Source organism: Salinicoccus albus DSM 19776 (assembly GCF_000385175.1).
Lineage (GTDB): Bacteria > Bacillota > Bacilli > Staphylococcales > Salinicoccaceae > Salinicoccus > Salinicoccus albus.
The window spans coordinates 20,681-44,532 of sequence record NZ_ARQJ01000025.1 but is presented as its reverse complement, the minus strand read 5'-3'; the positions used below and the strand labels follow the sequence as shown (position 1 = coordinate 44,532).

Annotated in this window: 27 protein-coding genes, 2 pseudogenes and 1 riboswitch; of the genes and pseudogenes, 20 read left to right on the top strand and 9 right to left on the bottom strand. The window is 42.4% G+C overall.

What is annotated here, in order from left to right:
* Nucleotides 1–5: 5 nt before the first annotated feature.
* From G343_RS0105500 to rpsR, 6 genes are all read left to right on the top strand, one after another.
* Nucleotides 6–935, top strand: a complete 930-nt coding sequence (locus G343_RS0105500) for a mechanosensitive ion channel family protein (RefSeq protein ID WP_020007121.1) — start codon at nucleotides 6–8, stop codon at nucleotides 933–935.
* 1 nt (nucleotide 936) lies between these two features.
* On the top strand, nucleotides 937–1,131 hold the full coding sequence (locus G343_RS15365; RefSeq protein ID WP_020007120.1) for a DUF951 domain-containing protein: 195 nt from the start codon (nucleotides 937–939) through the stop codon (nucleotides 1,129–1,131).
* 12 nt (nucleotides 1,132–1,143) lie between these two features.
* Nucleotides 1,144–2,244: a redox-regulated ATPase YchF gene (gene ychF, locus G343_RS0105490; RefSeq protein WP_020007119.1), complete on the top strand. Its 1,101-nt coding sequence runs from the start codon at nucleotides 1,144–1,146 to the stop codon at nucleotides 2,242–2,244.
* Nucleotides 2,245–2,382: 138 nt separating this feature from the next.
* Nucleotides 2,383–2,682, top strand: a complete 300-nt coding sequence (gene rpsF / locus G343_RS0105485; RefSeq protein ID WP_020007118.1) for a 30S ribosomal protein S6 — start codon at nucleotides 2,383–2,385, stop codon at nucleotides 2,680–2,682.
* Between the two features lie 28 nt (nucleotides 2,683–2,710).
* A complete protein-coding gene (ssb, locus tag G343_RS0105480; protein ID WP_020007117.1) occupies nucleotides 2,711–3,217 on the top strand; it encodes a single-stranded DNA-binding protein in 507 nt (168 codons plus the stop codon).
* Nucleotides 3,218–3,274: 57 nt separating this feature from the next.
* On the top strand, nucleotides 3,275–3,517 hold the full coding sequence (gene rpsR, locus G343_RS0105475; protein WP_156823570.1) for a 30S ribosomal protein S18: 243 nt from the start codon (nucleotides 3,275–3,277) through the stop codon (nucleotides 3,515–3,517).
* Between the two features lie 111 nt (nucleotides 3,518–3,628).
* Here rpsR and G343_RS0105470 read toward each other — a convergent pair whose 3' ends face one another.
* Together G343_RS0105470 and pruA are read right to left on the bottom strand one after the other, a co-directional pair.
* Nucleotides 3,629–4,453 (bottom strand): KilA-N domain-containing protein, encoded by an 825-nt coding sequence (locus G343_RS0105470; protein ID WP_020007115.1) that lies wholly within the window; start codon nucleotides 4,451–4,453, stop codon nucleotides 3,629–3,631.
* A gap of 235 nt (nucleotides 4,454–4,688) precedes the next feature.
* Nucleotides 4,689–6,239, bottom strand: coding sequence for an L-glutamate gamma-semialdehyde dehydrogenase (pruA, locus tag G343_RS0105465; RefSeq protein WP_020007114.1), 1,551 nt, complete (start codon nucleotides 6,237–6,239; stop codon nucleotides 4,689–4,691).
* Nucleotides 6,240–6,413: 174 nt separating this feature from the next.
* Here pruA and G343_RS0105460 point away from each other — a divergent pair.
* Both G343_RS0105460 and G343_RS0105455 read left to right on the top strand, forming a co-directional pair.
* Nucleotides 6,414–6,923, top strand: a pseudogene (locus G343_RS0105460) (transposase); the annotation flags it as partial.
* A 148-nt stretch (nucleotides 6,924–7,071) separates the two neighbouring features.
* On the top strand, nucleotides 7,072–7,530 hold the full coding sequence (locus G343_RS0105455; RefSeq protein WP_020007112.1) for a hypothetical protein: 459 nt from the start codon (nucleotides 7,072–7,074) through the stop codon (nucleotides 7,528–7,530).
* Nucleotides 7,531–7,866: 336 nt separating this feature from the next.
* On the opposite strand, the gene G343_RS0105445 is transcribed toward G343_RS0105455, so the two are convergent.
* From G343_RS0105445 to G343_RS0105430, 4 genes are all read right to left on the bottom strand, one after another.
* Entirely contained in the window at nucleotides 7,867–8,355 is a 489-nt protein-coding gene (locus G343_RS0105445) for a hypothetical protein (protein WP_020007110.1), read from the bottom strand.
* Between the two features lie 119 nt (nucleotides 8,356–8,474).
* Entirely contained in the window at nucleotides 8,475–9,083 is a 609-nt protein-coding gene (locus G343_RS0105440; RefSeq protein ID WP_020007109.1) for a hypothetical protein, read from the bottom strand.
* Between the two features lie 4 nt (nucleotides 9,084–9,087).
* On the bottom strand, nucleotides 9,088–10,527 hold the full coding sequence (locus G343_RS0105435) for a sodium:solute symporter family protein (RefSeq protein WP_020007108.1): 1,440 nt from the start codon (nucleotides 10,525–10,527) through the stop codon (nucleotides 9,088–9,090).
* Nucleotides 10,528–10,551: 24 nt separating this feature from the next.
* Nucleotides 10,552–10,770, bottom strand: coding sequence for a hypothetical protein (locus G343_RS0105430; RefSeq protein ID WP_020007107.1), 219 nt, complete (start codon nucleotides 10,768–10,770; stop codon nucleotides 10,552–10,554).
* Between the two features lie 249 nt (nucleotides 10,771–11,019).
* Between G343_RS0105430 and G343_RS0105425 the strand changes: the two genes are divergently transcribed.
* The 6 genes from G343_RS0105425 to modB all read left to right on the top strand — a co-directional run bounded on the left by G343_RS0105425 (nucleotide 11,020) and on the right by modB (nucleotide 15,176).
* Nucleotides 11,020–11,910 (top strand): VOC family protein, encoded by an 891-nt coding sequence (locus tag G343_RS0105425; protein WP_020007106.1) that lies wholly within the window; start codon nucleotides 11,020–11,022, stop codon nucleotides 11,908–11,910.
* Between the two features lie 199 nt (nucleotides 11,911–12,109).
* Nucleotides 12,110–12,550 (top strand): LytTR family DNA-binding domain-containing protein, encoded by a 441-nt coding sequence (locus tag G343_RS0105420; protein WP_020007105.1) that lies wholly within the window; start codon nucleotides 12,110–12,112, stop codon nucleotides 12,548–12,550.
* Nucleotides 12,547–12,996, top strand: coding sequence for a DUF3021 domain-containing protein (locus tag G343_RS0105415; RefSeq protein WP_020007104.1), 450 nt, complete (start codon nucleotides 12,547–12,549; stop codon nucleotides 12,994–12,996). The genes G343_RS0105420 and G343_RS0105415 overlap by 4 nt, the downstream gene beginning before the upstream one ends.
* Nucleotides 12,997–13,011: 15 nt before the next feature.
* Nucleotides 13,012–13,515, top strand: coding sequence for a DUF4188 domain-containing protein (locus G343_RS0105410; RefSeq protein ID WP_020007103.1), 504 nt, complete (start codon nucleotides 13,012–13,014; stop codon nucleotides 13,513–13,515).
* Nucleotides 13,516–13,735: 220 nt separating this feature from the next.
* On the top strand, nucleotides 13,736–14,509 hold the full coding sequence (gene modA / locus G343_RS0105405; protein ID WP_245541939.1) for a molybdate ABC transporter substrate-binding protein: 774 nt from the start codon (nucleotides 13,736–13,738) through the stop codon (nucleotides 14,507–14,509).
* Nucleotides 14,490–15,176, top strand: coding sequence for a molybdate ABC transporter permease subunit (gene modB / locus G343_RS0105400; RefSeq protein WP_020007101.1), 687 nt, complete (start codon nucleotides 14,490–14,492; stop codon nucleotides 15,174–15,176). Before modA ends, modB begins: the two co-directional genes overlap by 20 nt.
* A 35-nt stretch (nucleotides 15,177–15,211) precedes the next feature.
* Here modB and G343_RS0105395 read toward each other — a convergent pair whose 3' ends face one another.
* The gene (locus G343_RS0105395; protein WP_020007100.1) at nucleotides 15,212–16,018 is read right to left on the bottom strand and encodes a general stress protein; all 807 of its coding nucleotides are present in this window, start codon (nucleotides 16,016–16,018) and stop codon (nucleotides 15,212–15,214) included.
* Between the two features lie 312 nt (nucleotides 16,019–16,330).
* On the opposite strand from G343_RS0105395, the gene G343_RS0105390 reads away from it, so the two are divergent.
* Entirely contained in the window at nucleotides 16,331–16,924 is a 594-nt protein-coding gene (locus tag G343_RS0105390; RefSeq protein ID WP_169336665.1) for a YfbU family protein, read from the top strand.
* Nucleotides 16,925–16,965: 41 nt separating this feature from the next.
* On the opposite strand, the gene G343_RS0105385 is transcribed toward G343_RS0105390, so the two are convergent.
* Nucleotides 16,966–17,358, bottom strand: coding sequence for a general stress protein (locus G343_RS0105385; RefSeq protein WP_020007098.1), 393 nt, complete (start codon nucleotides 17,356–17,358; stop codon nucleotides 16,966–16,968).
* A gap of 140 nt (nucleotides 17,359–17,498) precedes the next feature.
* Nucleotides 17,499–17,599, top strand: a riboswitch (purine riboswitch).
* 79 nt (nucleotides 17,600–17,678) lie between these two features.
* Between G343_RS0105385 and guaB the strand changes: the two genes are divergently transcribed.
* The 4 genes and pseudogenes from guaB (at nucleotide 17,679) to G343_RS15360 (ending at nucleotide 22,498) form a co-directional block, all read left to right on the top strand.
* Nucleotides 17,679–19,148 (top strand): IMP dehydrogenase, encoded by a 1,470-nt coding sequence (gene guaB, locus G343_RS0105380; RefSeq protein WP_020007097.1) that lies wholly within the window; start codon nucleotides 17,679–17,681, stop codon nucleotides 19,146–19,148.
* A 14-nt stretch (nucleotides 19,149–19,162) separates the two neighbouring features.
* On the top strand, nucleotides 19,163–20,707 hold the full coding sequence (gene guaA / locus G343_RS0105375; RefSeq protein ID WP_020007096.1) for a glutamine-hydrolyzing GMP synthase: 1,545 nt from the start codon (nucleotides 19,163–19,165) through the stop codon (nucleotides 20,705–20,707).
* 666 nt (nucleotides 20,708–21,373) lie between these two features.
* Nucleotides 21,374–22,341, top strand: a pseudogene (locus G343_RS15130) (Y-family DNA polymerase).
* Between the two features lie 61 nt (nucleotides 22,342–22,402).
* The gene (locus tag G343_RS15360) at nucleotides 22,403–22,498 is read left to right on the top strand and encodes a type I toxin-antitoxin system Fst family toxin (protein WP_020007094.1); all 96 of its coding nucleotides are present in this window, start codon (nucleotides 22,403–22,405) and stop codon (nucleotides 22,496–22,498) included.
* Nucleotides 22,499–22,636: 138 nt separating this feature from the next.
* Here the strand turns inward: G343_RS15360 and G343_RS15625 are convergent, their stop codons facing one another.
* Complete coding sequence (locus G343_RS15625; protein WP_020007093.1) at nucleotides 22,637–22,777, bottom strand: hypothetical protein; 141 nt, start codon at nucleotides 22,775–22,777, stop codon at nucleotides 22,637–22,639.
* A 175-nt stretch (nucleotides 22,778–22,952) separates the two neighbouring features.
* Here G343_RS15625 and G343_RS0105355 point away from each other — a divergent pair, with 175 nt between their 5' ends.
* Nucleotides 22,953–23,819, top strand: coding sequence for a polysaccharide deacetylase family protein (locus G343_RS0105355; protein WP_020007092.1), 867 nt, complete (start codon nucleotides 22,953–22,955; stop codon nucleotides 23,817–23,819).
* Nucleotides 23,820–23,852 lie beyond the last annotated feature (33 nt).

Genomic DNA, 23,852 nt, shown 5'->3' with positions numbered 1-23,852 from the left:
AAAAATTGTTTCCGATACTAAACAACGTAGCTGAAGACTCTCTTACATTTGTTGAACAGATTATGGATTATGTGAGCAACCCGGAACTTTGGATTGATATAGGCAGCAGAGTTTTGGCAGCCATCGGCCTTATCATTGTCGCACTTATTCTGGTCAAGATCGCCAACAGAGTCATCAATAACTTTTTCAGCATTAAATCGAAATCAAAAAAGAACAATGATAACGTGAAGCGCAATCAGACCCTCATCAATGTACTGCAGAATGCTGCGACAGTCGTCATATGGTTCGTCATTGTCATGATGATACTGGAAGCGTTCAATCTTCCGGTGCGCACGCTGCTCGCCGGTGCCGGTGTCGTGGGTCTGGCCATAGGTTTTGGTGCCCAGAGCCTGGTCAAAGACATGATTACAGGGTTCTTCATCATTTTGGAAAATCAGTTTGATAAACATGATTTTGTCAGGATAAATACCAGCGGGACACCGATCGGAGAAGGTGAAGTTATCTCCTTCAGTCTCAGAGCTACAAAGATACAGGGATGGGAAGGGGAACTGATTGTCATTCCAAACGGCTCAATCACCGAAGTGGTCAACTTCTCCCGCTTCAACGCGATATCCATGTTTGAAGTGAATGTTTCACTTGAGGAAAATCTGGATGAAATCGAACAGATACTTGCAGACTTTTTCAAAGATTTCTGGCAGAACGATGATGCACTTGTGTCAGAACCGGAAGTACTGGGCCTCCAGGGCATCACCAATGGTGAAGCAAATATCAGGGTACTGATTGAAACGAAACCGATGGAACATTTCGGTGCGACAAGAAGAATGAGAAAAGAAATCAAGAACCATCTTGCAACTAAAGGTATCTATATTTCCATCCCTAAAATGGATATTCAGGATTTTGAGACGAAAGAGACTGAACAGACAGAGGATGAATAGTATGGAAAAAGAATATGGTATGCATGATATTGTAGAGATGAAAAAACCCCACCCCTGCGGCAGCAGACTGTTCCAAATCACAAGAATGGGTGCGGATATAAAGATCAGATGTACAGAATGCGACCGTGTCATTATGATGGCCAGGCGTGATTTTGAGAAGAGAATGAAGAAAATAAAGCAAAAAAATGAAGTGTAAAGGTGATTATAAATGGCTCTAACAGCAGGAATTGTGGGGTTGCCCAACGTTGGTAAATCCACATTATTCAATGCGATAACGAAAGCAGGCGCGGTCGCCGCAAACTATCCATTCGCAACCATTGATCCCAACGTCGGTATCGTGGAAGTGCCGGATGCAAGATTGGACACGCTGACAGAAATGGTCAATCCGAAAAAAACGATACCGACGGCATTCGAATTTACCGATATTGCCGGAATTGTCAAAGGCGCTTCCAAAGGTGAAGGGCTGGGCAACAAGTTTTTGGCAAATATCCGCGAGGTAGATGCAATCTGTCAGGTTGTGCGTGCATTCGACGATGAGAATGTCACCCATGTCTCCGGTAAAATCGACCCGATTGAAGATATGGAAACCATCAACCTGGAGCTCATACTGGCGGACCTTGAAAGTGTTGAGAAAAGGCTGCCGCGGGTGGAGAAAATGGCAAGGCAAAAAGATAAAGCCGCAGAGGCGGAAGCTGCAGTGCTCCAAAAGATTAAAGAGGGATTGGAAAATGAGACGCCTGTACGCGCGTTAAATTTCACCGACGAAGAGGAAAAAGCGGTGAAGCATTTCCATCTGCTCACTCAGAAACCGGTGCTCTACGTGGCAAATGTTGCCGAAGGAGAACTGAGCGCTCTAGAAGGTAATGAAAACTATAAACGGATAAAAGAATATGCGGATCAGGAAGGTTCCGAAGTCGTTGTCATTTCTGCAAAGGTGGAAGAAGAAATTGCAGCCCTTGACGAAGAGGAAAAAGAAATGTTCCTTGAAGAACTTGGAATCAGTGAATCCGGGCTTGATAAACTGATTAAGACTTCCTATGATCTTTTAGGTCTTGCCACCTACTTCACGGCAGGCGAGCCGGAAGTCAAAGCATGGACATTCAAACAAGGGATGACTGCGCCGGAATGTGCAGGCATCATCCATACGGACTTCCAAAAGGGCTTCATCCGTGCAGAAACAGTCAGCTACGATGATCTGGTGGAAAACGGAAATATGGTAAAGGCGAAAGAAGCGGGTAAGGTCCGTCTGGAAGGCAAAGAATATCTCATGAAAGACGGCGATGTTGTTCACTTCAGATTCAATGTGTAAAAATATATTCTTCATCATCTTAGATATATTGTAAAAATGCCAAAACACTGGTATAATATCAGATTGTGAGTAATGAAAATTATTCCTTGCTTATTTCTTACGAAATAAGCCGCTAAAGACCATAAGGAGGTGTAGAAGATGAGACCATATGAAATTTTATATGTCATCCGTCCGGATATAGAAGAAGAAGCAAAAAAATCACTCGTTGAGCGTTTTGATAATGCACTGACTTCAAACGGCGCGGAAATTGTTGAATCCAAAGAGTGGGGCAGACGTCGTCTGGCTTATGAAATCAAAGATTTCAAAGAAGGTATCTATCACATCATCAACGTGAAAGCAGATGATGGAGCTACAGCAGAATTCGACCGTTTAGCCAAAATCAGCAACGATATCATTCGTCATATCGTTGTTCGTGATGAACAAGCAGAAGAAAACTAGCAGTTAAAAACACTATGGAGTTGATTACATGCTGAACCGTGTTGTATTGGTTGGCCGTCTGACAAAAGACCCTGACCTTAAAGTAAGTCAAAACAACATTTCCGTTGCAACTTTTACTTTAGCGGTTAACCGTCCTTTCACGAATGCAAATGGAGAACGCGGTGCCGATTTTATAAACTGTGTTGTTTTCCGCAAACAGGCAGAGAACGTCAACCAGTATTTGAAAAAGGGAAGTCTGACGGGTGTTGATGGAAGACTTCAGAGCCGGACTTATGACAATAAGGATGGCCAAAGAGTTTTTGTAACTGAGGTAGTGTGTGACAGTGTACAATTCCTTGAACCAAAAGGCCAAGGCGGTAATCAACAGCAGCAGTACAATAATAATTCCGCAGACAGTTATACAAGTGCTTATGGGAACCAATCCACTGGTCAGAGACCGGCTCAGCAGCAGTCCAGCCAGGACAAAGCTGAAGAGAATCCATTTGCAAATGCAGACGGACCGGTTGATATCAGTGATGATGATCTACCATTCTAATATAATTGAAATTGGGCAGCCCTTTAAGGGTTACGAAAAACACAGATAGGAGGATTAATCATGGCAGGTCCAAGAAGAGGCGGTCGCCGCCGTAAAAAGGTTTGTTATTTCACAGCTAATAACATTACGCACATCGACTATAAAGATGTAGACCTTCTTAAAAAGTTCGTTTCAGAACGTGGTAAAATTCTTCCAAGACGTGTGACAGGTACATCAGCCAAGTATCAGCGCCCGCTCACAGTAGCGATCAAGCGCGCACGTCATATGGCATTGCTTCCATATGTAAGGGAAGAACAGTAATAGATAGAATTAAGAAAACCCTTGATACGTCAATGTTTCAAGGGTTTTTATTATATCTTTTTTCTATTCTCAGGGCACTTTCAGGGCAAAGTGTCGGAAAACGGAGTTTTTTTAATCCTCTATTCTTTTGATAGACTCTAAACTTTTAGAGTTTAATAATGATGTCATCTGTTTTCTAGCCAACTCATTTAACTTTTTCAATCTTCCACTTTGTGATAATTCTTGGTTTAATAATTCAGCATTCATTGACTCGAGGTTGGATAAAACTATTAATTCTTCAATTGTTGAATGGTCTCTAAGATTTCCTTTTTTATCTGGATTACTTAACTTCCATTCTTTAGCTGTCATTCCGTAAAGAGCGACATTTAAAATGTCTGCTTCTGAGGCATATGTGAATCCTATCTGTTTTTTAGAAAGCTTGGAGTTAATTAAATTATCTTTGATTGCATCAGTATGAATAGTATAATTTGTTTTCGTCAGCAGTCTCTTTAATTGCCAATCAATAGTTTCAGGTGATGTTTCTTTTTCTTTGAGTCTTTGATAATCTTGAATAATATAAAGTTTAAACTCAGCTGATATCCAAGAAGCAAATTCAAAAGCTATATCTTTTTGAGCAAAAGTTCCACCATAACGGCCAGCTTTAGTAAACAAACCTATGGCATTTGTAGCTTCAATCCATCTGGTAGCAGATAAAGTAAATGCATTAGTTCCGGCATTCTTTTTAAACCCGTCGAATTCGACGGGTTTAAAGTTAGGGTTGTTAATTTGTTCCCAAACTCCCAAGAATTCTATAGTGTCTTTTGACCGTAACCAGTTTTTTATAACATCATTTGGCTCATCACTTTTAAACTTGGCTATATCGGTAAGGCTTATATAATCCTCATTTTCTTCATTTAAAAATGTAATTTCAGTACCTTTAGCGTTAATCTTTTTCATTCAAACTCCTCCTTGATTCTAAATTATTACCTTTTCCAGGTTATCCATCATCTTTTCAGTCACATGCGTATAGATGTAACCGTCAAGTAGTTCTTATTTGGGGTAAAGCGTTGAGTTCTACTTGACGGTTACAAGGGAATTAATCCGGATGTATGACTAAATATAAAACTGCGGCTGATGATTACTGATATCATCAGCCGCAGTTATTTCTGCTAATCTATACAAAATTTGCTGTTTAGAGCATTTCTGAAACGACTTTTTGTTCGAGGAAGTTGAGCATATAGTCCGGGCTGCCGGTTTTCTGGTCGGTACCGGAGAGTTTGAACCCGCCGAATGGATGATAACCAACTACAGCAGCTGTACAGCCGCGGTTCAGGTACAGGTTGCCGACGTTGAATTTACGGCAGGCCAGATGCCAATGTTCACGTGTGTTTGTGATGACTGAACCTGTCAGGCCGTATACAGTGTTGTTGGCAATTTCGAGCAGTTCATCGAAGTCTTTCGCTTTAGCGAATGCAACCACCGGGCCAAATATTTCTTCCTGCATAATGCGTGCTTTTGGATCTAAATCGGCAAATATCGTCGGATTGATAAAATAGCCTGTGGAGTCATCTGTCTCTCCGCCGATTTTCAGTTCGCCTTCTTCTTTACCAATATCAATATATTCCTTGATCTTATCAAACTGTTTCTTGCTGATTACCGGTCCCATATAGGTGTCATTGACAGGGTCACCGACACTCAGTTCTTTTGTCAGTTCGATGGATTTGTTCAAGACTTGATCGTACACATCTTCATGAATGATGGCACGGGAACCAGCGGAACATTTTTGTCCCTGGAATCCGAACGCGGAACTGACAATTGAATCCGCTGCGAGGTCCAGATCGGCATCCTTATCCACAATGATGGTGTCTTTGCCGCCCATTTCTGTAACGACTCTTTTCAGGAATGTCTGCCCTTGATCTTCTCTCACGACTGAAGCTCTCTCATTAATTCTCAGGCCAGTCGCTTTTGAACCGGTGAAAGTAATAAAATGGGTTTTTGGATGATCGACCATATAATCACCGATTTCAGCCGGATCACCGGTGACGAAGTTAACCACACCTTTAGGCAGACCTGCCTCTTCCAGTACTTCCATCAATTTATAGGAAATAAGTGGTGTGTCCTCTGCCGGTTTCAACAGTACAGTGTTGCCTGCGATCGCTGGTGCCGCAGTCGTTCCGGTCATAATCGCGAATGGGAAGTTCCAGGGTGAAATAGTCACTCCCGGCCCCATTGGCTGATAAAAGTAGTGGTTGTGCTCACCTTCACGGTCAAGTGTCGGCTTACCGTCTGCCAGTTCCATCATTGATCTGGCATAGTACTCTATAAAGTCGATGCCTTCATTTGTATCGCCATCCGCTTCAACCCAAGGTTTTCCGCCTTCGTATACCATTAAAGCAGAGAACTCAAGTTTGCGCCGTCGGATAATTGCCGCAACTCTCATAAATAATTCTGCACGTTGATGCGGTGTCCATTCGCTCCATGATTCAAACGCCTCTTCGGCCGCCTGCATGGCAGCATCAATGTGTCTGGGCGTCGCTTTTGAAACATGTCCGACTGCTTCTTTTTTATTTGAAGGATTATATGATGTGAACTGGTCTTCTGTTTCTATATGCTCGCCGCCAATGATTAGCGGACGTTTACTGCCAAAGTCCTTTTTCACTTGTTCTAAAGCAGCTTTAAATGCCTTTCTATTTTCCTCATTTGAAAAGTCTGTTGCCGGTTCGGCACTATAAGATACTACCATTTAAAAATCCTCCTTGGTTATGATATCGCTCTCATATATATAATAATATACTGAGAATATTTTTTCCAATTATAAAATTGAAATGACCGTTCTCCCAATGTTTGCGACCATTGATGCTTTACAAGTATAAAGCATATCAAAAACAAGGGGGCTGGGACAAAACCCATTAAACTGAAAAAGCGTGGTACTACCGATCATTTCCATGCCGCCAATTGGGAATATAACGCGGAAAACGCTTATTTTATCTCCCCGAATGACCAAAAAGTCACATTCCGTTATCTCTCCCGCCCAACAGACTGGTATGGTTATACACGAACCTTCAGAGTTTACGAGGCTGAAGACTGTTCAGGGTGCCCATTGTGTTCCCAATGCACCAAAGCAAAGAAAGGAGATAACCGAAAAATTTATTATAATGCGAAGTGGGAAAGTCAAAAAGCATACACAAGACAACAGCTTTCGGAGGAAGAAACTGGTGAAATTTACGGCAGACGTAAAATTGATGTGGAGCCAGTCTTCGGATTTCTGAAGGCTAATTTGCGTTTCACACGTATGTCTGTCAGAGGTCAAGACAACGTGGAAAATGAATTGGGTTTTGGATTCATGGTGAACTTGAGAAAGTACACCGCCGAAAAGACAAGTCCTATCTTAGAAAATAACAACCTTTTTAAAGATATTTTGGGCTAGTTTTGTCCCAGCCTTTTTTTAATTTTTTTATTCACTTGTGCAAAAAGTGTGAACTTTCTGTATATTACATTGTTTCCAGAAATATACTCTAATAAAATTAATTCCAGAAGGGGGAAATACTAAAAATATTTTAGGAGGAGAGAATTTCATGAAAAGAAATTTAATTAAATTTTCATTAATTGCCACAATTGTCCTGATCATTTCTACGGTTCTGAATCCAAACGGAGAAAATCAAAAAGTCGAAGCAAGTGAATCTCCAAACGCTCCAATTGAAATAGAGAACACCACTCAATATGAGATAGAAAAAATGCTGCTTAAACATCCAGATACTGAATTTGAAACACAAGCAGCAGGGACAATAGCCATATTATTTGGAGGTGTTCTTGTTGGCTTTTTAGTTTCAGGCGGCGTTCGCTATGTAACAGGATATTCTGCTGATTATTGGGTTTCACAGGGTATCGGCCATGTTCACAATACATTGTCTAATTTACCATTAACCTCTAAAACAGAAGTACTTGTTTATCCAAATGGTCAAGTAAATCAAAGATGTGATGGTAGTGGATATTGTGCTATACCAAGTAAACTTTTGCCAAAGGAAAACCAATAAATGAAAAAGAATAAAAGTACTACCTCATTAATCATGATTTTTATATTAGGCATTATAATTGGCATGGTCCTCTTCGCTATAATTTTTTAATTTATTCCAATTTCTTTTTGGTGTGAACCAACGGCACCCCTAAAAACCCAAAAGCTGTCGGTAGGCATTTTTGATACCTCACGGTATCTGCCTACCGGCTTTTTAGTTTATTCAGGGGTGCTTTTCCGACCAAAAGTTTTCTCGGCATAAATGTCAGCTACAGCGTTAAATCTTCACTCCCTTTGATAATTAAATACACCAGTCCCCCACCAGCCCTGCAAGAATCACTACTGCCAATACACCCCACTACCAACCTTCTAAAGCCCACAACTGTGATAGAAAAAGTCCTTCCCATACCCCAATCGCAAGCGTTCTGGCTATTAAAGCAATAAACAATACCATCGCAATAATCGTCAAAACAAAATATGAGTATCCCTGAATCTTATGGAATTGTTTGCTTAATTTATTTTGATTCTGAAAGCTTCCTTCCAATTTTTCAAAGTTTCTTCTTTGCGTATTCAGCAACTGCTCACTGACATTCTCCGTGGCTTCTTTTACTTTATAATTCCAATCCATCGTCCCTTTCTCTAGCTTTTCTAATAGGCTGTCTATCTTCACGTTCCGTTCTTCTTGCGACTTCTCTATCTCTATCATCCTGTCTTTCAACAGTCCGTTTTGCTTTTTCACTTCTGACAATTTGTTTTCCAGATGTCTCTCTTTCGAACTGCTCCCAATCATTTGAAGCGTTGACTGTTCTTTTCCTGGTTCAATCTGTCTTGCAACCTCATTTTTCAACCTTCCTCACTCATAATCAGACCTAATTTCTTTGCCTGCACCGACTTATCGACGTCAGGATGCTTATAAGAGACCGTAGAACCTCTTAATTTGGTTTCAATGCCCAAATCCCAAAGCAGTTACTTGAGCAAATCCTTACCATTCCACCATCGTTCGCTGATGAACTGCTCTGATTCACCTGTATTTCCATTTATATAGAAAGTATGGTCCAGCTCACTGCTGCTGACTTTCACTTTCCAAATCGGCAGATAAACCAGCTCAGTTGCCTTATTTTCATGTCTGGGTTTTTTTAGAATATAGGAGCGGTTGATCTGTTTTTCCTGTACATCTTTTATATATTTCTCAAGATTTTCTTCTGTAATCTGAGGTGCGGTCAGCATTTTGTCTGCGATTGACTCTGTATTAATTGGCGGTACGTGTGAAAATAAACCGCGGTAGCCCGAGACTGCATCGACAAAGATGATCCGGGGGATCTTTTTAGGCGGAAAGGGCGGACGATCTGCCACAATCAAGTTTTTAGCCATCCAAAAAGGATGGTAGAGCATCTCTTTTTTGGTGGTGTGATCACGTACATAATCCGGATTTATCGACCGATTGAGTTTTTGCTGGATGCCCAGAGTTTTATAGATGGATTTATAAAGCAAGGCATCAGAAATATTTTTATCCCCGATGCGGCTGATGCGTTTTTCAGCTTTCTTATCTGTCTGCATTGCATTTTCCTCTTCCATTAGACTAATTATCCAAGTGTGAATGGTATCTGTCGACCTGGGCCTGCGTTTCCTCCGAAGGCGGTGCTGTCATTAAACTGACTGCAATAACCAGGATCAGCGAAATTGGAGCTGCAATAATCGGTTCGGCGTTTGTCGGAAGTATCTGCAGGGAGACCAGGATGGCGAAGGTGGCTGCGCCGCCCAGAATACCTGCGAATGCGCCCTGTTTATTGGCGCGTTTCCACCAGATGCCGAGTACAAAAGGAAATCCGAAGGCAGACAGCAGGAATCCGCCGACCCAGCCAACCATGATAGCAATGATGCCGGGCGGGTCTATGGCAATTATAATACCAATGATAATGGCAGCAAACATGACAATCAGGCCGAGCAGTGTAACGGAACGCTCACTCGCTTTTGGATTGATATGTGTTTTATATATATCGTGCGCCACCCCGGCAGAAATCGCAAGCAGCATGGCATCAGCGGATGACATGATTGCTGCGAGTAACCCCGCCAGCATGGTTCCGGCCAGAATCGGCGGCAGATAGGATTCAATGACCGAGACGAAAATCATATCTGTGTTCTCCAGCGTATCCACCATATCCAGTGTGACCCCGGCAATAGTGATAAAGAAGCCGCCTAAAAACAGTATGATATATATCAAAGTGGCCCACATTGAAGAACGGCGTGCTGTTCGGGCATCGCGAGAGGCGAAGTTCCGCATGACAACGGATGGTGAGATGATCGCAAACCAAAGAAATGCAATGAACAGTCCGAAATAGGACATCCAGGGCTGTGTGATATCCCCAAACTCAGGATCAATTTCCAGAGCACTGCTCAGCATATTGCCTATAGTGTTAAAATCCACCCAGATGAAGCCTGCCAGCACAATTGTACCGACCAGCATGATCGCTCCCTGGACCAAGTCGGTATATGTAATCGCCCACATACCGCCGAGGGCTGCATATATAGTGAAACCGATTCCTAGGGCGATAGTAGCTATGGTGTAATCAATGCCCATAACATAGGATCCGATCAATCCCGCTGCGGTCAGCTGAGGCACCATATAAAAGGTCATACTGACAACGACAATGATTGCTGCGAGTATCTGTACGGATTTTCCAAACCGCTGATGGAAAAACTCAGGCATACTTTTTACCCCAGCCCGGCGGACCTGTCCGGAAATTAAAAACATGGCCAGAGGCAGAGCCGCCAGCACACCGAATGCATAGGTGAAGAAATAGGGCAGTCCCAGGGTTACCCCTGATCCCACCGCCCCCATCAGTGAGCTCGAACTGGTGATCGCTGTGAAAATAGCAAACGCGCCGACGAATGTATTGATACTTTGTCCCGCAGTAAAATAATCACTTTCACTTTGGCGGGCTCTTGTATAAAAGTAAATACCGATCAATGTCATAAATATTAAGTAGATAATGAGAATGATCCCTTCAGTAACCTGCATACATCAAATCCCCCTTCCCTGATATCAGTCGCTTTCGTTTTTTTCTATTCTCTCAATCCAAACAGTGTAGATGACAGTCAGTGTAAACCAGATGAACAGTCCAAAGAACATCAGCCAGGCCACCAGGGAAATACCAGCCAAATATATTTCCATCGGCCACCATGCAAAGACAAATGCGGAATAGACAGCCAGGATGAGTACCATGAGTAAACCGGGATCTTTTAACTTCGATCTTTTTGCCATATGACCAGCCTCCTGATATAAATTTCTGAATATTTTATTTTCTTTTATATTTAAGTTAAAGTATACAAGAATTCATCCAGTTAATAAACCTGATTATATATTGTTTTTGTAAGAAAATCGTGTCATTATATAGATAGCTATTTACTTTTTACACATTGTATGGAGGGTTTTTATGGAGATTGCTCAGGATAAAAATTAGACCAGCATCTGTAATACACTCTCATTACATTAAGTAAAGGAGATGGATTTATGGCGGATCAAAAGATAGTGCCACATTTTTGGTATGACGATGAAGCGATGGAAGCCGCAGAGTTTTACACAAATGTTTTCCCGGATTCCAGAATCATTTCCCAGTCGACTTTGCAGGATACGCCGTCCGGCGATGCTGAGGAAGTATCCTTTGAACTGATGGGATACCGTTTCATGGCGATCAGTGCGGGCCCTTATTTTATCAAGAATCCATCGATTTCGTTTTTGTTCATGTATACGGAAGATGAATTGCCACAGATTGAAAAAGTATGGGATCAGCTGGTGACGGATGGTAAAGTACTGATGGCTTTCGGAGAACATCCATTCAACGAGAAATATGGCTGGGTCGAGGATAAGTATGGCGTTTCCTGGCAATTCTTTCTGTCCGGCGGTAATCATCGGGCCAGGGTGCTGCCGACGATAATGTTTATCAATGACAATCTCGGACGTGCACAATCGGCTATGGATTTCTATATGGATGTGTTCAAGGATACAGAAGACGGCGGGGTAATGAATTATCCGGAAGGGATGGAACCGAATCTGCCGAGCCATGTGATGCATGCGGGATTTAAATTGGAAAACCAATGGTTTTCATTGATGGACAGTGCCGAGGCACATGACTTCAACTTTAACGAAGGCATCTCATTTCTGATTAAATGCAGAAATCAGGCAGAAGTTGATTATTACTGGGAAAAGCTTTCTGCAGAACCGGAAGCGGAACAGTGCGGCTGGTTGAAAGATCGATTCGGACTGTCGTGGCAGGTCTATCCGGAAGTGATGAAAACGATGCTGGAAAAAGGGAGCAAAGATCAGGTCAAACGTGTGACGGAAGCATTTCTCAAGATGAAGAAGTTTGATATTGCCACGCTGGAAAGCGCTTATCGGGAATAATGATACAAGCATCCAGTTCAACGAATATATACGCGCTCAGCCTCTGCCATCTATCTCATGACAGGGGCATTTTTAATGGTTACATAGTATCAGCGCCTCATTTTAACCACTTGAAGCAGAAAAACAACCACATGGTTAAATTGTATTTATACAATTTTGAAAACGTGTTTTAATAAAGATGCAGAGGGGGGTCATGCGCATGAAACTGCATATTGATGTCGACGAGAACATTTCGGAAATATCGATTACGATTCAAACGAATCAGGTTGATGGCCAAGTCAGGCAGCTCATCGATTATATTGAACATTTGAAACAGCCGGCACAATTGAACGGCAGGCGCGGCAAAGAGATCCATCTCATCGATATAAATGATATTTTCAGATTTTATATTGTCAACAAGGTATTGATGATGGAAACCGGGGGCGGGGAATATGTTGTGAATCAGAGATTGTATCAGGTGGAAGAAATATTGACGGCAACATTCATTAAAATCTCCAAATCTGAGATTGTAAACTTTGATTATGTGGATCATCTGTCATTTACGAACCGGGGCATGGTCCAAATATTCATGCAGAACGGTGAATTCACATATTCTTCAAGGCGATATCTGAAGGATATAAAGGAGAAGATAAACTTATGAAACGGGTAAAGGAAGGGATTAAAACAGGATGCTTTATCGGTGTTGTCATGTCATTGCTATTCTCGGGGCTATTTGGTCAAGGGGACTATTATCCATTGTACCCCGGTTCATTTATGGGAGAGATATATTATGAATACTTGACAAATTTTCAGGTGACATTGATTGCGGTGGTCGTATGGGCAGCAATCGGCATCCTTTTCCAGGTTGGTTTCATGATATTCACCCATACCGATTTGAGCCTGGCAGCGGCAACAATATTGCATTTCTTCGTCATCATGGTGTCGTTATTCGTACTTGCCATACTGGCTGGATGGTTTCCGCTTGAGATGCTCGGCATAACGATATATGTGGGTGCATTTATCGTTATTTATATCTTCATCTGGAATATCAATCGCCGGAAACATCAGGAGATGGTCAGCGGTATTAATGAAAAACTTCAAAAATGAAAGAAGGGTTAAACTATGACATTGAATACAGGCAGATTCACGGCCAGCCAAGATTCGGGTGTTGTGGTGTTCATCATTGGCACGCGTATTAACCATTTGCTCCGGATCAATCAATGGCTGCCGGTAATAACGGCATTCCCCGCAATGGTAAAAGAGCTCGAACAAACCCCGTCCTTAGGTTACCTGGGCAGTGAAACATTCATCACCGGGAAGACTATTCTGTCCGTTCAATATTGGGAATCTTCCGGGGCACTGCTTAAGTATGCAAAAGTGCAGCAGCATCTGAAGGCCTGGCGTACTTTCAATCAGAGAATCCGTAAGTCAGATAGTGTCGGACTGTATCATGAAACGCATATCATCCGTCCTGACGAATCGGAGGCCCTCTATATCAATATGCCCGACTTTGGATTAGGCAGCGCGAAGGGTGTTCAAGCAGTGACCAGTAAGACGCAGACTGCCAGACAGAGATTGAAGCGGGACCAAACGGAGGATTCAGATGAAGCTATGGTTAATGAATGACGGACTGAGCAGCATGATAATGGAACGATTGAAAGGAAAGGGACCCAGCTATCGGTCAAGTTAATTTCCCACTTCGTGATTTTGACCTGCAGCAGGAATTGGAGACCAGTGAGGAATGTAAGCATCGGCACAATGTAAAATTGTTCTATTTACTTTATGAATCATTAACAATAATATTGAGCTATAGATACTAATGGAAGAAGGATATATTTTGAGAGCTGTGAGATATATACAAGTACTGGTGATATGCGGCATTATTTTGTTGATGACAGCCTGTGCTGATGATGAAACATCAGATAGTGATCGGATTGAAGGTACGATTACAGTCTCTGCCGCTGCGAGTCTCACGGATGCGATGAATGATGCTGCTGAAGTATTTAACGATGAATATCCGGAAGTCCAGGTGGATTATAATTTTGGCGGCTCCGGCAAACTGCAGCAGCAGATTATCCAGGGGGCGCCAGCTGACTTGTTCATCTCTGCAAACACCGAGCATTTTCAAACGGTGGCAGAAGCAGGGTATATCGATGAGGATGATGCTGTGGACCTGCTTGAAAATGAGCTTGTCCTCATTGTGCCTGAGGACAATGATAATGTCTCATCATTTGATGATCTGAATGAAGCGGAGAATATCGCGATCGGCAATCCTGAAACGGTGCCTGCAGGCAGGTATGGTGTCCAGGTGCTTGAATCTATGGGGATAAGAGAGGCGTCAGAAGGCAGACTGGTTTATTCAGAAGATGTCCGGGCTGTACTGACATATGTCGAAACAGGTAATGCTGATGCAGGTATCGTGTATGCAACGGATGCCCAGGTCAGTGAGGGGGTAGAAGTGGCCGAAGCAGCGCCGGAGGGATCACACGACCCGATTGTTTATCCGTCAGGTGTTATGGCTGATTCAGAAAACCCTGCGGCTGCGGAAGCTTTTCATGATTTTCTTCAATCTGAGGCTGCTAAAGAGGTGTTTGAGTCTTATGGTTTTACTGTTCAGTAATGTTACAGCAGATCAATTTTTTACTCCGGTATTTTTATCGATAAGGGTGGCAGTTACAGCGCTTGTTATTGTATTTATCATCGCCACACTGGCTGCCAGATTAATGGCGGGGGCACGCTTTAGAGGTAAAGTGATTGTAGAAACGATACTGATGCTGCCCCTTGTATTGCCGCCGACTGTGGTCGGCTTCCTGCTTATCGTCGTCTTTGGTAACAATAGCGTGATCGGAAGCGGCATTGAATGGCTATTTGATCAATCCGTAATGTTCACCTGGTACGGTGCTGCCATTGCCAGTACCGTCGTCGCATTTCCACTGATGTATCAATCAGCAAAAACGGGTTTTCTGAATGTTGATAGTGACATTGAAGATGCCGCACGTGTGGATGGTGCCGGTCCGCTGCAGGTGTTTTTCAGAGTCACGATGCCTTTATCGGCAGGCGCATTGGTGAGCGGCGCACTGTTAAGTTTTGCAAGAGCGCTCGGGGAGTTTGGCGCAACATTGATGATTGCAGGAAATATCCCTGACAGAACCCAGACCCTGCCGACCGCCATCTATGTTGCCCTCCAATCGGGCAACATGACACTTGCCTGGGCATGGGTGATTGCAATGGTAGTCATCTCCTTTGTCATGATGATGTTTATCCGGCATCGGGCAAATGTAAAATAGCGCCCAAATATGTTTGGGCGCTATTGATGTGCGGATTATCTGTTGGGGGTGTATGCAGTACCGTCTGAATGCTTGACGACTATTTCGTTCTCTTCATCCTCAATTTCTCTGGCAATGTCCGGATTGTTGTGTGTATCCACCAGTGTACGGTCCATTGGAGCATCCAACATTTCTTTATTGACGATTTCCTGATCTTCTTCCTCATCTTCAAGCTGATATTTGCTCATATCCACCCGGTCGATACCATCATCATAAGGCATCTCTCTGAGCGATTCATTTTCTTCTGTTTCAGGCAGTGTGGTCAGGGAAGCCTCTCTGTCGTCAACATTTACATCGGTTTCATGAAGGACAGAACTCTTTTCCTCATGTGCGACAGCATCTGCATTCTGCACAATATTGCTCTCATCATCAGTATCGTTTGCTGCTGAAGTATCTCTTTCGTCTCGCCTGACATCTTCAACAGACTGGCGAATGCTGCTGGTGCGTTCTTCATTGTCTGATTCATCCTGTGCATCGGTCCCGTTATTTCCCATACCTTCTACAACGAAAATGATTTCCCCGCTATTCAATCTGGTTTTGTATTCGCTGCGCTCCGATTCTTTCAAATCGAGATTCGAGAGCACCCGGTCACCCGGTTCATCGGAAGAGACGAACGAGACGATCTTATCCCAAGCTGTACCGCCTGAAGAGACGAAATTGATGTTCGTGTATTCGAATGACGGACTTTTCAGTTTGTCTTGCGATATCACTGTCATCGTGTCCTCTTTAACACCATCAATTTTATATTGTTCGATTCTCCCCAACAATTCTTTTTCATTATTGAACGTCTCAATTTTACTCATGGAACATCCCTCCAATTTTATAAAAGTACCAGTTTCCAGTAGGTTTTTATGCACGATTGTTCCTTTATTTATAAGATATATTGTAATAATCTTTTACCCGTCTAAAATTTATATAAACAAAGCATAAAAAAACAATGGACTTCCATATTATGGTTGTGGAATAATATCAATGGGGAGATTATGAATAGAGGGGATGGTAGACGGGCTGCTCCCGTAACAGATAGACATTTGTGTTGCATTGTTGTTGGTTTTATTGGGTTGAAAACTACATATGCTGAAAAGGGGAATGGTAAATTGGAGATTCTGAAACATATGAGCGTTAGGCTCATTCTATTTAATCAATTTAAAATGTTAAGTCTGTTGGACAAGGAAAGTGAAATTTCATATAACTACTACATGGACATCCTGGTTCAGGGAATCAGGAAAAAGTATCCGATAGTGCTTGAAGCAGTTGATACTAAAACTGAGGAGGTTTCTGAAGAAGTTTCGGATGAGCTGGACCTGCTTCTTGATATCTTTAACAAAGTACAACGTTCTGTGAATATGATGGACAGCGGGATGCAAAAGCATTTGAAGGAAAATTACCACATTGATTTTGACGGTTTTGATTATAAAAATGAGATAGAAAAACCTTATTTCACCTATTATTGTTTCTTAAGACGGTACTATAGCTCAAACTTGCCGACTGAAAACAGGTCGCATGACAAACTCTCCCTTGCCCATTACCGGGAAATGATCAGGACTTATCTTTCCTCCGAATATACGGGTCTGTTAAATGCCCGGCAGGTTGCAGATATATGTATCCCTGTCGGCGGTGAACAAACGATTTTAAACCATTCGGTATTCAACATTAAAGATGAAGAAAGCATGATGGTCAGCGAGGATAAAGCGTATCAGGAGGATTGATGAAAAAGGCGGCACAAATTTGTGCCGCCTTTTTCATCCGTTTATCTATCAATCTCATTGTCAGTCAGGTCCGCTTCAGATGAGCGGTCATTGCCTTCTTTTTCTTCGTCCCGCTCCTGAAGGACATCATCATTGTAATATATCATATAGTTCCCTTCGCTGATTTTAAACAGATATCTTTCTATCTCCTCTTCACTGAGATCATATCCATTCAGAAACCGCTCAGCAGATTCGTTTTTAGAAAGAATTTCCCGCAATCCATGCTCTTCAAGCATATGCTTATGATAAACTACCTCAGTATAATCCAATGCTGTAAATTCCATATCATCTCTGCCGAGAAGATGAATATCCGCTTCGTAGAAACCTTCTGATTTTAACTGCTCAATGCGGTTGAGCACTGCTTCCTCACTGTCATACAGTTCAAAGTAATTCAAATTAAAAACCCCCTAGCAGTCTGCTGTATATCGTAGTCTACTATTCCCGTATCCTTTATTTCCAAACGCACCTGCAGTATAATAAAAGGTGTAAATAAAGTGTGTGAATCATTGTGCCCAAGCAGTTTGTTTGGTATCATGTATAATTAAATATTTTATTTCATATAATCATAATGATATGGATTATGAGTTTCTAAGCTTTACCTTAAATAAGGCTGCTATGAAATAACAATTGAATATGCGTCGATTGAGGCTGTATTTGGATTGTTCCTATCATGACTTTTTAAGGTGTGCGATTTTAAAAATAGGAGGCAATAGGAATGTGGGAAAGGAAGTTTGAAAAAGAAGGGTTAACATTTGATGATGTATTATTGATGCCGGCACATTCGGAAATATTACCCAATGAAGTGTCACTCTCGGTCCAGCTGTCAGAAAGTATCAAGTTGAACATCCCTCTGCTGAGTGCAGGGATGGATACGGTGACAGAATCTGCAATGGCAATTTCCCTGTCGAGACAGGGCGGTCTTGGTGTGATACACAAAAATATGTCTATCGAGCAGCAGCGGGATGAAGTGGAGAAAGTTAAACGTTCCGAAAATGGTGTCATTACAGATCCGTTCTTCCTGACAAAAGAAGAACAGGTCTTCGCTGCTGAACATTTGATGGGCAAGTACCGTATTTCAGGGGTGCCCATCGTCAATAACCCGGATGAGAAGCAATTGATCGGTATCATTACTAACCGTGATTTGAGATTCATCGAAGACTATTCCAAACCGATCGATGATGTGATGACCAAGACAAATCTGATTACATCCAGTGTAGATACAACGCTGGCAGATGCAGCACAGATTCTTCAGCAGCACAGAATCGAGAAGCTTCCGTTGGTGGATGGCAATGATATCCTTAAAGGTCTCATTACGATTAAAGATATAGAAAAAGTAATTGAATTCCCGGATGCAGCAAAAGATAGCCAGGGCAGACTGCTGGCTGCTGCTGCCATCGGTATCGCCAAAGATACGAAAAAACGTGCGGATGAACTGCTGGAAGCCGGTGCGGACGCGCTCGTTATCGATACTGCGCATGGTCATTCGGCCGGTGTGCTTGATGTGATCGCAGAGGTGCGCGGCCGATATCCGGATGTTACACTGATTGCCGGCAATGTGGCGACCGCAGAAGGCACAAAAGCGCTGATTGATGCTGGCGTCGATGTCGTTAAAGTAGGCATCGGTCCCGGGTCGATCTGTACAACCCGTGTGGTTTCAGGTGTGGGTGTGCCACAGATTACAGCCGTCTATGATTGTGCAACAGAAGCGCGCAAACACGGCAAAACCATCATCGCCGACGGCGGCATCAAGCTTTCCGGGGACATCGTCAAGGCACTTGCATCCGGCGGTCATGCCGTCATGCTGGGCAGCCTGTTTGCCGGCACCGGCGAATCACCGGGTGAGACGGAAATTTTCCAGGGCAGGAGATTCAAGACGTACCGCGGTATGGGTTCACTCAGCGCGATGGAAAAAGGGTCGAATGACCGTTACTTCCAGGAAGATACTGAAGCCAAAAAGTTCGTACCGGAAGGTATCGAAGGACGCACTGAGTATAAAGGCCCGTTAAGCGATACAGTCTATCAGCTGATGGGCGGATTGAGATCCGGCATGGGTTACACCGGCTCTAAAGATCTTGAGGCATTGAGAGAAGAATCCCGGATGATCAAGATCACTGGTGCCGGGCTGGCAGAAAGCCATCCCCACAATGTACAGATCACTAAAGAATCGCCAAACTACACTAGATAGGAGAACATTGGAACATGGAAATGGCTAAAGAGCAGGAACTGATCCTGGTAATCGATTACGGGAGCCAATACAACCAGCTGATCACCCGCCGGATCAGAGATCTTGGCGTCTACAGTGAACTGCATAACCCAAGCATCACTTTAAATGAAATCAAAGCATTGAATCCAAAAGCAATCATCCTCTCCGGCGGTCCCCGTTCAGTATATGCGGACGATGCCTATACAGCAGATCCGGGTATTTTTGAACTCGGCTTACCGGTGCTTGGCATCTGCTACGGCATGCAGCTGATGACACAGATGAACGGCGGGGAAGTCGTGCCATCCAATGAACGGGAGTTTGGCGCCACAGAGATCCAGCTCAATCCAAAAATGCCGGTTTTCAAAGGACTGGAAGCACTGGAAACTGTGCTGATGAGCCACAGCGACAAAGTGACAGAGATTCCGGAGACGTTTGATCAGATTGCGCATACACCGTCATGTAAGTTTGCCGGGATCAAGCATAGAGAAAAAGATATTTACGGTGTTCAGTTCCACCCTGAATCCAGACATTCCATAAATGGCGATACTTTCCTTGAGAACTTCATCCGTGATATCGCCGGATGCCACGGTCAATGGTCAATGGAAAATTTCATCGATATCGAAGTCGAAAAGATCCGTGAGAAGGTCGGCAACAGCAAAGTTATCTGCGGCATGAGCGGTGGTGTGGATTCTTCAGTCACTGCTGTACTTATGCATAAAGCCATCGGCGATCAGCTGACATGCATCTTCGTCGACCACGGGCTGCTCCGAAAAGGCGAAGGCGACATGGTCATGGAGCAGTTTGGTGAAGGATTTAATATGAATATCATCAAAATTGATGCCAAAGACCGTTTCCTGGATAAATTGCAAGGGGTCTCAGATCCGGAGCAAAAACGCAAAATTATCGGTAACGAATTCATCTATGTATTCGACGATGAGGCAGCCAAGCTGAAAGACGCAGACTACCTTGCCCAAGGTACACTTTATACCGACATCATCGAGTCGGGAACAGAAACCGCAACAACGATCAAGTCCCATCATAACGTCGGCGGCCTGCCGGAAGAAATGCAGTTCGACCTCCTTGAACCATTGAACACACTGTTCAAAGATGAAGTCCGGCAGCTCGGCATCGAACTCGGTATTTCCGAACACCTTGTGTGGCGGCAGCCATTCCCCGGTCCTGGGCTCGGCATTCGGATTTTAGGTGAAATTACAGAAGAAAAGCTCGAGATCGTCAGAGAAAGCGACTGGATCTTAAGAGACGAGATTCGTAAAGCAGGACTCGAACGGGAAATATGGCAGTACTTCACAGTCTTGCCCGACATTCGTTCCGTCGGTGTCATGGGCGACTACAGAACATATGAGCACACAATCGGTATCCGTGCCGTCACCAGTGTCGACGGTATGACCAGCGAATTCGCCAAAATCGACTGGGATGTCCTCGAACGCGTCTCGAAGCGGATGGTGAACGAAAGCAAACACATCAACCGCGTCGTTTACGACATCACAAGCAAGCCGCCGGCAACGATAGAGTGGGAATAATTGTATAATATATAAAAACCCTTTAACTGCTGCTGTTAAAGGGTTTATTTATGAATAACTTTTTGAAAAAAGGTAGATTAAAGGCAAGTTTGGAATGATATCTCATACGAAGAGACTCATTATCTATTATTTTCTATTGCATTTATAAAGCTTAGCGAGAGAAATATAGAATAAAATTGGGGAGGAGAAAATATCGCTTATATTAGTTGGTGGATAATCTTTGTTTTAGGTTTGCTGTCTTATTACTGGTTTTTCTTTGTAGAATACGGAGCTTTTGCCACCGTAGTTGGCACGTTTATTTGTGGTTTGATTGGAGTGGTAATAGCCGTTACGTTAAAAAAGCGTAACTTCATCATCTTAAGTACTTTTCTTTTTCTTAGTCCCTATCTTATCTTCTTGTTCATAGTTTTGTTCTTAAATTAAGAAGTGGTGAGAGCTGCATAAGAAAATAAATGCAACTAAAAGAACAGTTCCGATATTGGCATTTTGATGGAACTGTTCTTTTATGCCCTTTTAAGTATTAATACTATTGTTTCTGTGAACAAATATTCCAATAGCGATTTCAATTGAACTAAAGCTTCTACCCATTTCTGAAAAAATTATAATATCTATCTCAATTATGATATATTATAAATAGAACTTACGTTCGATTTAATAGGGGCGGCTATGTACAATTATAATTTATGTTGTAATAGAGATATTCTTTGTGTGGATCAGAAAAGTTTTTTGCAAGTGTATCATGCATCTTAAAAGGGCTAGATCCTTTAACTACTAAATTAGCAGTCGTTGGAAATACGAAAAAAAGCTCAGTGGTTCTGGCAGCAACACCTGACTTAAAAAACTAGGGATTAAAACCGGTTCCCGCTTGTATGAAATTCCTGCACGAAACGATATTTATATTAAAAATCCTTCTATGCAGATCTATATTGAATATTCCACTCGAATTTCTGAAATTGCATTAAAATATGTTCATCCGGAAGATTTTCATCAATATTCCATAGATGAATTTTTTATGGAGATTATTGATAGCTATCATTTATTCTCTAGTACACCGAGAGCCTTTGCGAAGTGCTTAAAGGCAGAGATTTATGATGCTACACGGATACATTGTGCCATCGGCATTGGAGAGAATCTACTATACATCGTCCATCGATTGCGGAAAGTCAGGTGGCTACTGCGAGACTATAAATTTAATGAGTTGTATGTGATTTTGTTGGAACACGTTGATGAAGTAACTTACCGTGTTAGACAAGCCAAACAGCTCGCACGGACAATTTCTTTTTCTATCGGTACAAAAGATGGAAAGATATATCGAAAACAATTGACGATAAACCCAGGCACAAACAATTCAAATATATTAATTGAAATGATATGGAACTATCTTAAAACGGTGGTGGATCCATATGGACTATATAGAACAGTTAATATATCACTCACTCATTTTATACTGGATTCAGTGATGCAGTTATCACTGTTTGAAACAGATGCAAACTTAAAAGAAGAAAAACTGTACGACACAATTGATACAATCAAAAGACGAGTTCGGTGAAGCCAGTATATTACGGGCGACCAGTCTAACCGGTGCATCCACATTAAAGCACCGATCGAATCTTATTGCGGGACATAAAAAATGATACAATATCATAGTCGCCTATACTTCCTGGGCGAACATCGACCAGGAAGGAGGTGAACACCATGGAACTGATTTTTGTTAACATCATTGCCCCAATTGTCGCAGGGGGCATTGTTGCGCTCTTTGTCTATTGGTTAGATAAGCGTAACAATAAGTAGGCGACAATAACCACACCAAAAAACCCCCAATCTACTGGCATAGATTGGGGGTTCGGTGATTCCATGAAACTGATTTTTGTTACTTATATTATATCATTCTAATTAATTAAAATCAAAATCAAAATCAAAATCAAAATACTAAATGAGACGTTTCTGATATATTTTGTAGTGATAAATTAAATATATTTCGGTTGCTTTAATAATTTCGTGTCCCTCTTTTAATTCTTTCATTACAGCTGTTCCCAAAAGACCGGTAGCACCGATTAATAGTATTTTCATATTTCTCAATCTCCTTATTTGTTATTTCAATATAAATTTTAAAGATCAGAGTTTGACGAGTATCTCTGTGGTCCCCTGTAACTAAAGTCATATTATCCATTTAATCTTTAGTGTCATCGGTAATGCTCCGAGACTATTAAAGGTTTTTATGTTTATGCAGAATGGAGGATTAATAATGCAGACCACTGGAAAAGTAAGATTACCAGAAGGAAAACGTGTTGCTGTTAACATAGGTGTAGATTTTGATGCCCATTCTGTCTGGATGGGGATGTACGGTCAGTATTCTCCTGCATATATGGCAAGAGGGGAGTTTGGGGCAGAGGTAGCTTCCCCAAGGCTGTTGAAACTGCTTGATAAATACAATATCAAAACAAGCTGGTGCATCCCTGGTCATACAGTAGACACATTTCCAGAAATATCGCAATCTGTCGTAGATCATGGGCACGAAATTGTCCATCATGGTTATGCGCATGAAAACGTCACGCCCCTTAGTTACGAAGAGGAAGAGAAAATAATGAAGATGGGACTTGAATCATTATCGAGAATTGGAGTAAAACCAAGAGGTTACAGGTCTCCAGCTTGGAATTACAGTCCAAATACACTTGATATATTGGAAAAGTATGGTTTTGAATATGACAGCAGTCTGATGGGCAATGATCATCATCCCTACCGGCCGCGTCGCGTTGAAGTTAACGAAGATAAAGCCAGTGTCTATGGTGAAGACAGTACGCTTTTAGAAATACCGGTCTCATGGCTGCTGGATGATTTTCCGACACAGGAATTTGTACCCGCTGCCCAGGAAGGATTAAAATCTGTCTCTGGTTTATATGAACGTTGGAAGGAAATATTTGATTTTGCCTGTGACCAGGAAGCGGGCGCGTGTTTTATACTGACTGTTCATCCGCAAACGATCGGACGCGGTCATATGCTGCCTATGCTGGAAAAATTAATACAATATATGGAATACCGTGGTGCGTGGTTTGCCACTTTAGGTGAAATCCATGATAACTTCGAAGAAGAAGCAAAAAAGGATAATTCGTAAAGGTGAATCTAACTTTAAATTGAGGAGGATGAC

Bases quoted from the DNA above. Each gene is read 5' to 3' on its own strand.
- G343_RS15365 (WP_020007120.1), top strand. From the start codon at position 937: ATGGAAAAAGAATATGGTATGCATGATATTGTAGAGATGAAAAAACCC.
- ychF (WP_020007119.1), top strand. From the start codon at position 1,144: ATGGCTCTAACAGCAGGAATTGTGGGGTTGCCCAACGTTGGTAAATCC.
- rpsF (WP_020007118.1), top strand. From the start codon at position 2,383: ATGAGACCATATGAAATTTTATATGTCATCCGTCCGGATATAGAAGAA.
- ssb (WP_020007117.1), top strand. From the start codon at position 2,711: ATGCTGAACCGTGTTGTATTGGTTGGCCGTCTGACAAAAGACCCTGAC.
- G343_RS0105470 (WP_020007115.1), bottom strand. From the start codon at position 4,453: ATGAAAAAGATTAACGCTAAAGGTACTGAAATTACATTTTTAAATGAA.
- pruA (WP_020007114.1), bottom strand. From the start codon at position 6,239: ATGGTAGTATCTTATAGTGCCGAACCGGCAACAGACTTTTCAAATGAG.
- G343_RS0105455 (WP_020007112.1), top strand. From the start codon at position 7,072: ATGAAAAGAAATTTAATTAAATTTTCATTAATTGCCACAATTGTCCTG.
- G343_RS0105440 (WP_020007109.1), bottom strand. From the start codon at position 9,083: ATGGAAGAGGAAAATGCAATGCAGACAGATAAGAAAGCTGAAAAACGC.
- G343_RS0105435 (WP_020007108.1), bottom strand. From the start codon at position 10,527: ATGCAGGTTACTGAAGGGATCATTCTCATTATCTACTTAATATTTATG.
- G343_RS0105430 (WP_020007107.1), bottom strand. From the start codon at position 10,770: ATGGCAAAAAGATCGAAGTTAAAAGATCCCGGTTTACTCATGGTACTC.
- G343_RS0105425 (WP_020007106.1), top strand. From the start codon at position 11,020: ATGGCGGATCAAAAGATAGTGCCACATTTTTGGTATGACGATGAAGCG.
- G343_RS0105420 (WP_020007105.1), top strand. From the start codon at position 12,110: ATGAAACTGCATATTGATGTCGACGAGAACATTTCGGAAATATCGATT.
- G343_RS0105415 (WP_020007104.1), top strand. From the start codon at position 12,547: ATGAAACGGGTAAAGGAAGGGATTAAAACAGGATGCTTTATCGGTGTT.
- G343_RS0105410 (WP_020007103.1), top strand. From the start codon at position 13,012: ATGACATTGAATACAGGCAGATTCACGGCCAGCCAAGATTCGGGTGTT.
- modB (WP_020007101.1), top strand. From the start codon at position 14,490: ATGGTTTTACTGTTCAGTAATGTTACAGCAGATCAATTTTTTACTCCG.
- G343_RS0105395 (WP_020007100.1), bottom strand. From the start codon at position 16,018: ATGAGTAAAATTGAGACGTTCAATAATGAAAAAGAATTGTTGGGGAGA.
- G343_RS0105390 (WP_169336665.1), top strand. From the start codon at position 16,331: ATGAGCGTTAGGCTCATTCTATTTAATCAATTTAAAATGTTAAGTCTG.
- guaB (WP_020007097.1), top strand. From the start codon at position 17,679: ATGTGGGAAAGGAAGTTTGAAAAAGAAGGGTTAACATTTGATGATGTA.
- guaA (WP_020007096.1), top strand. From the start codon at position 19,163: ATGGAAATGGCTAAAGAGCAGGAACTGATCCTGGTAATCGATTACGGG.
- G343_RS15360 (WP_020007094.1), top strand. From the start codon at position 22,403: ATGGAACTGATTTTTGTTAACATCATTGCCCCAATTGTCGCAGGGGGC.
- G343_RS15625 (WP_020007093.1), bottom strand. From the start codon at position 22,777: ATGAAAATACTATTAATCGGTGCTACCGGTCTTTTGGGAACAGCTGTA.
- G343_RS0105355 (WP_020007092.1), top strand. From the start codon at position 22,953: ATGCAGACCACTGGAAAAGTAAGATTACCAGAAGGAAAACGTGTTGCT.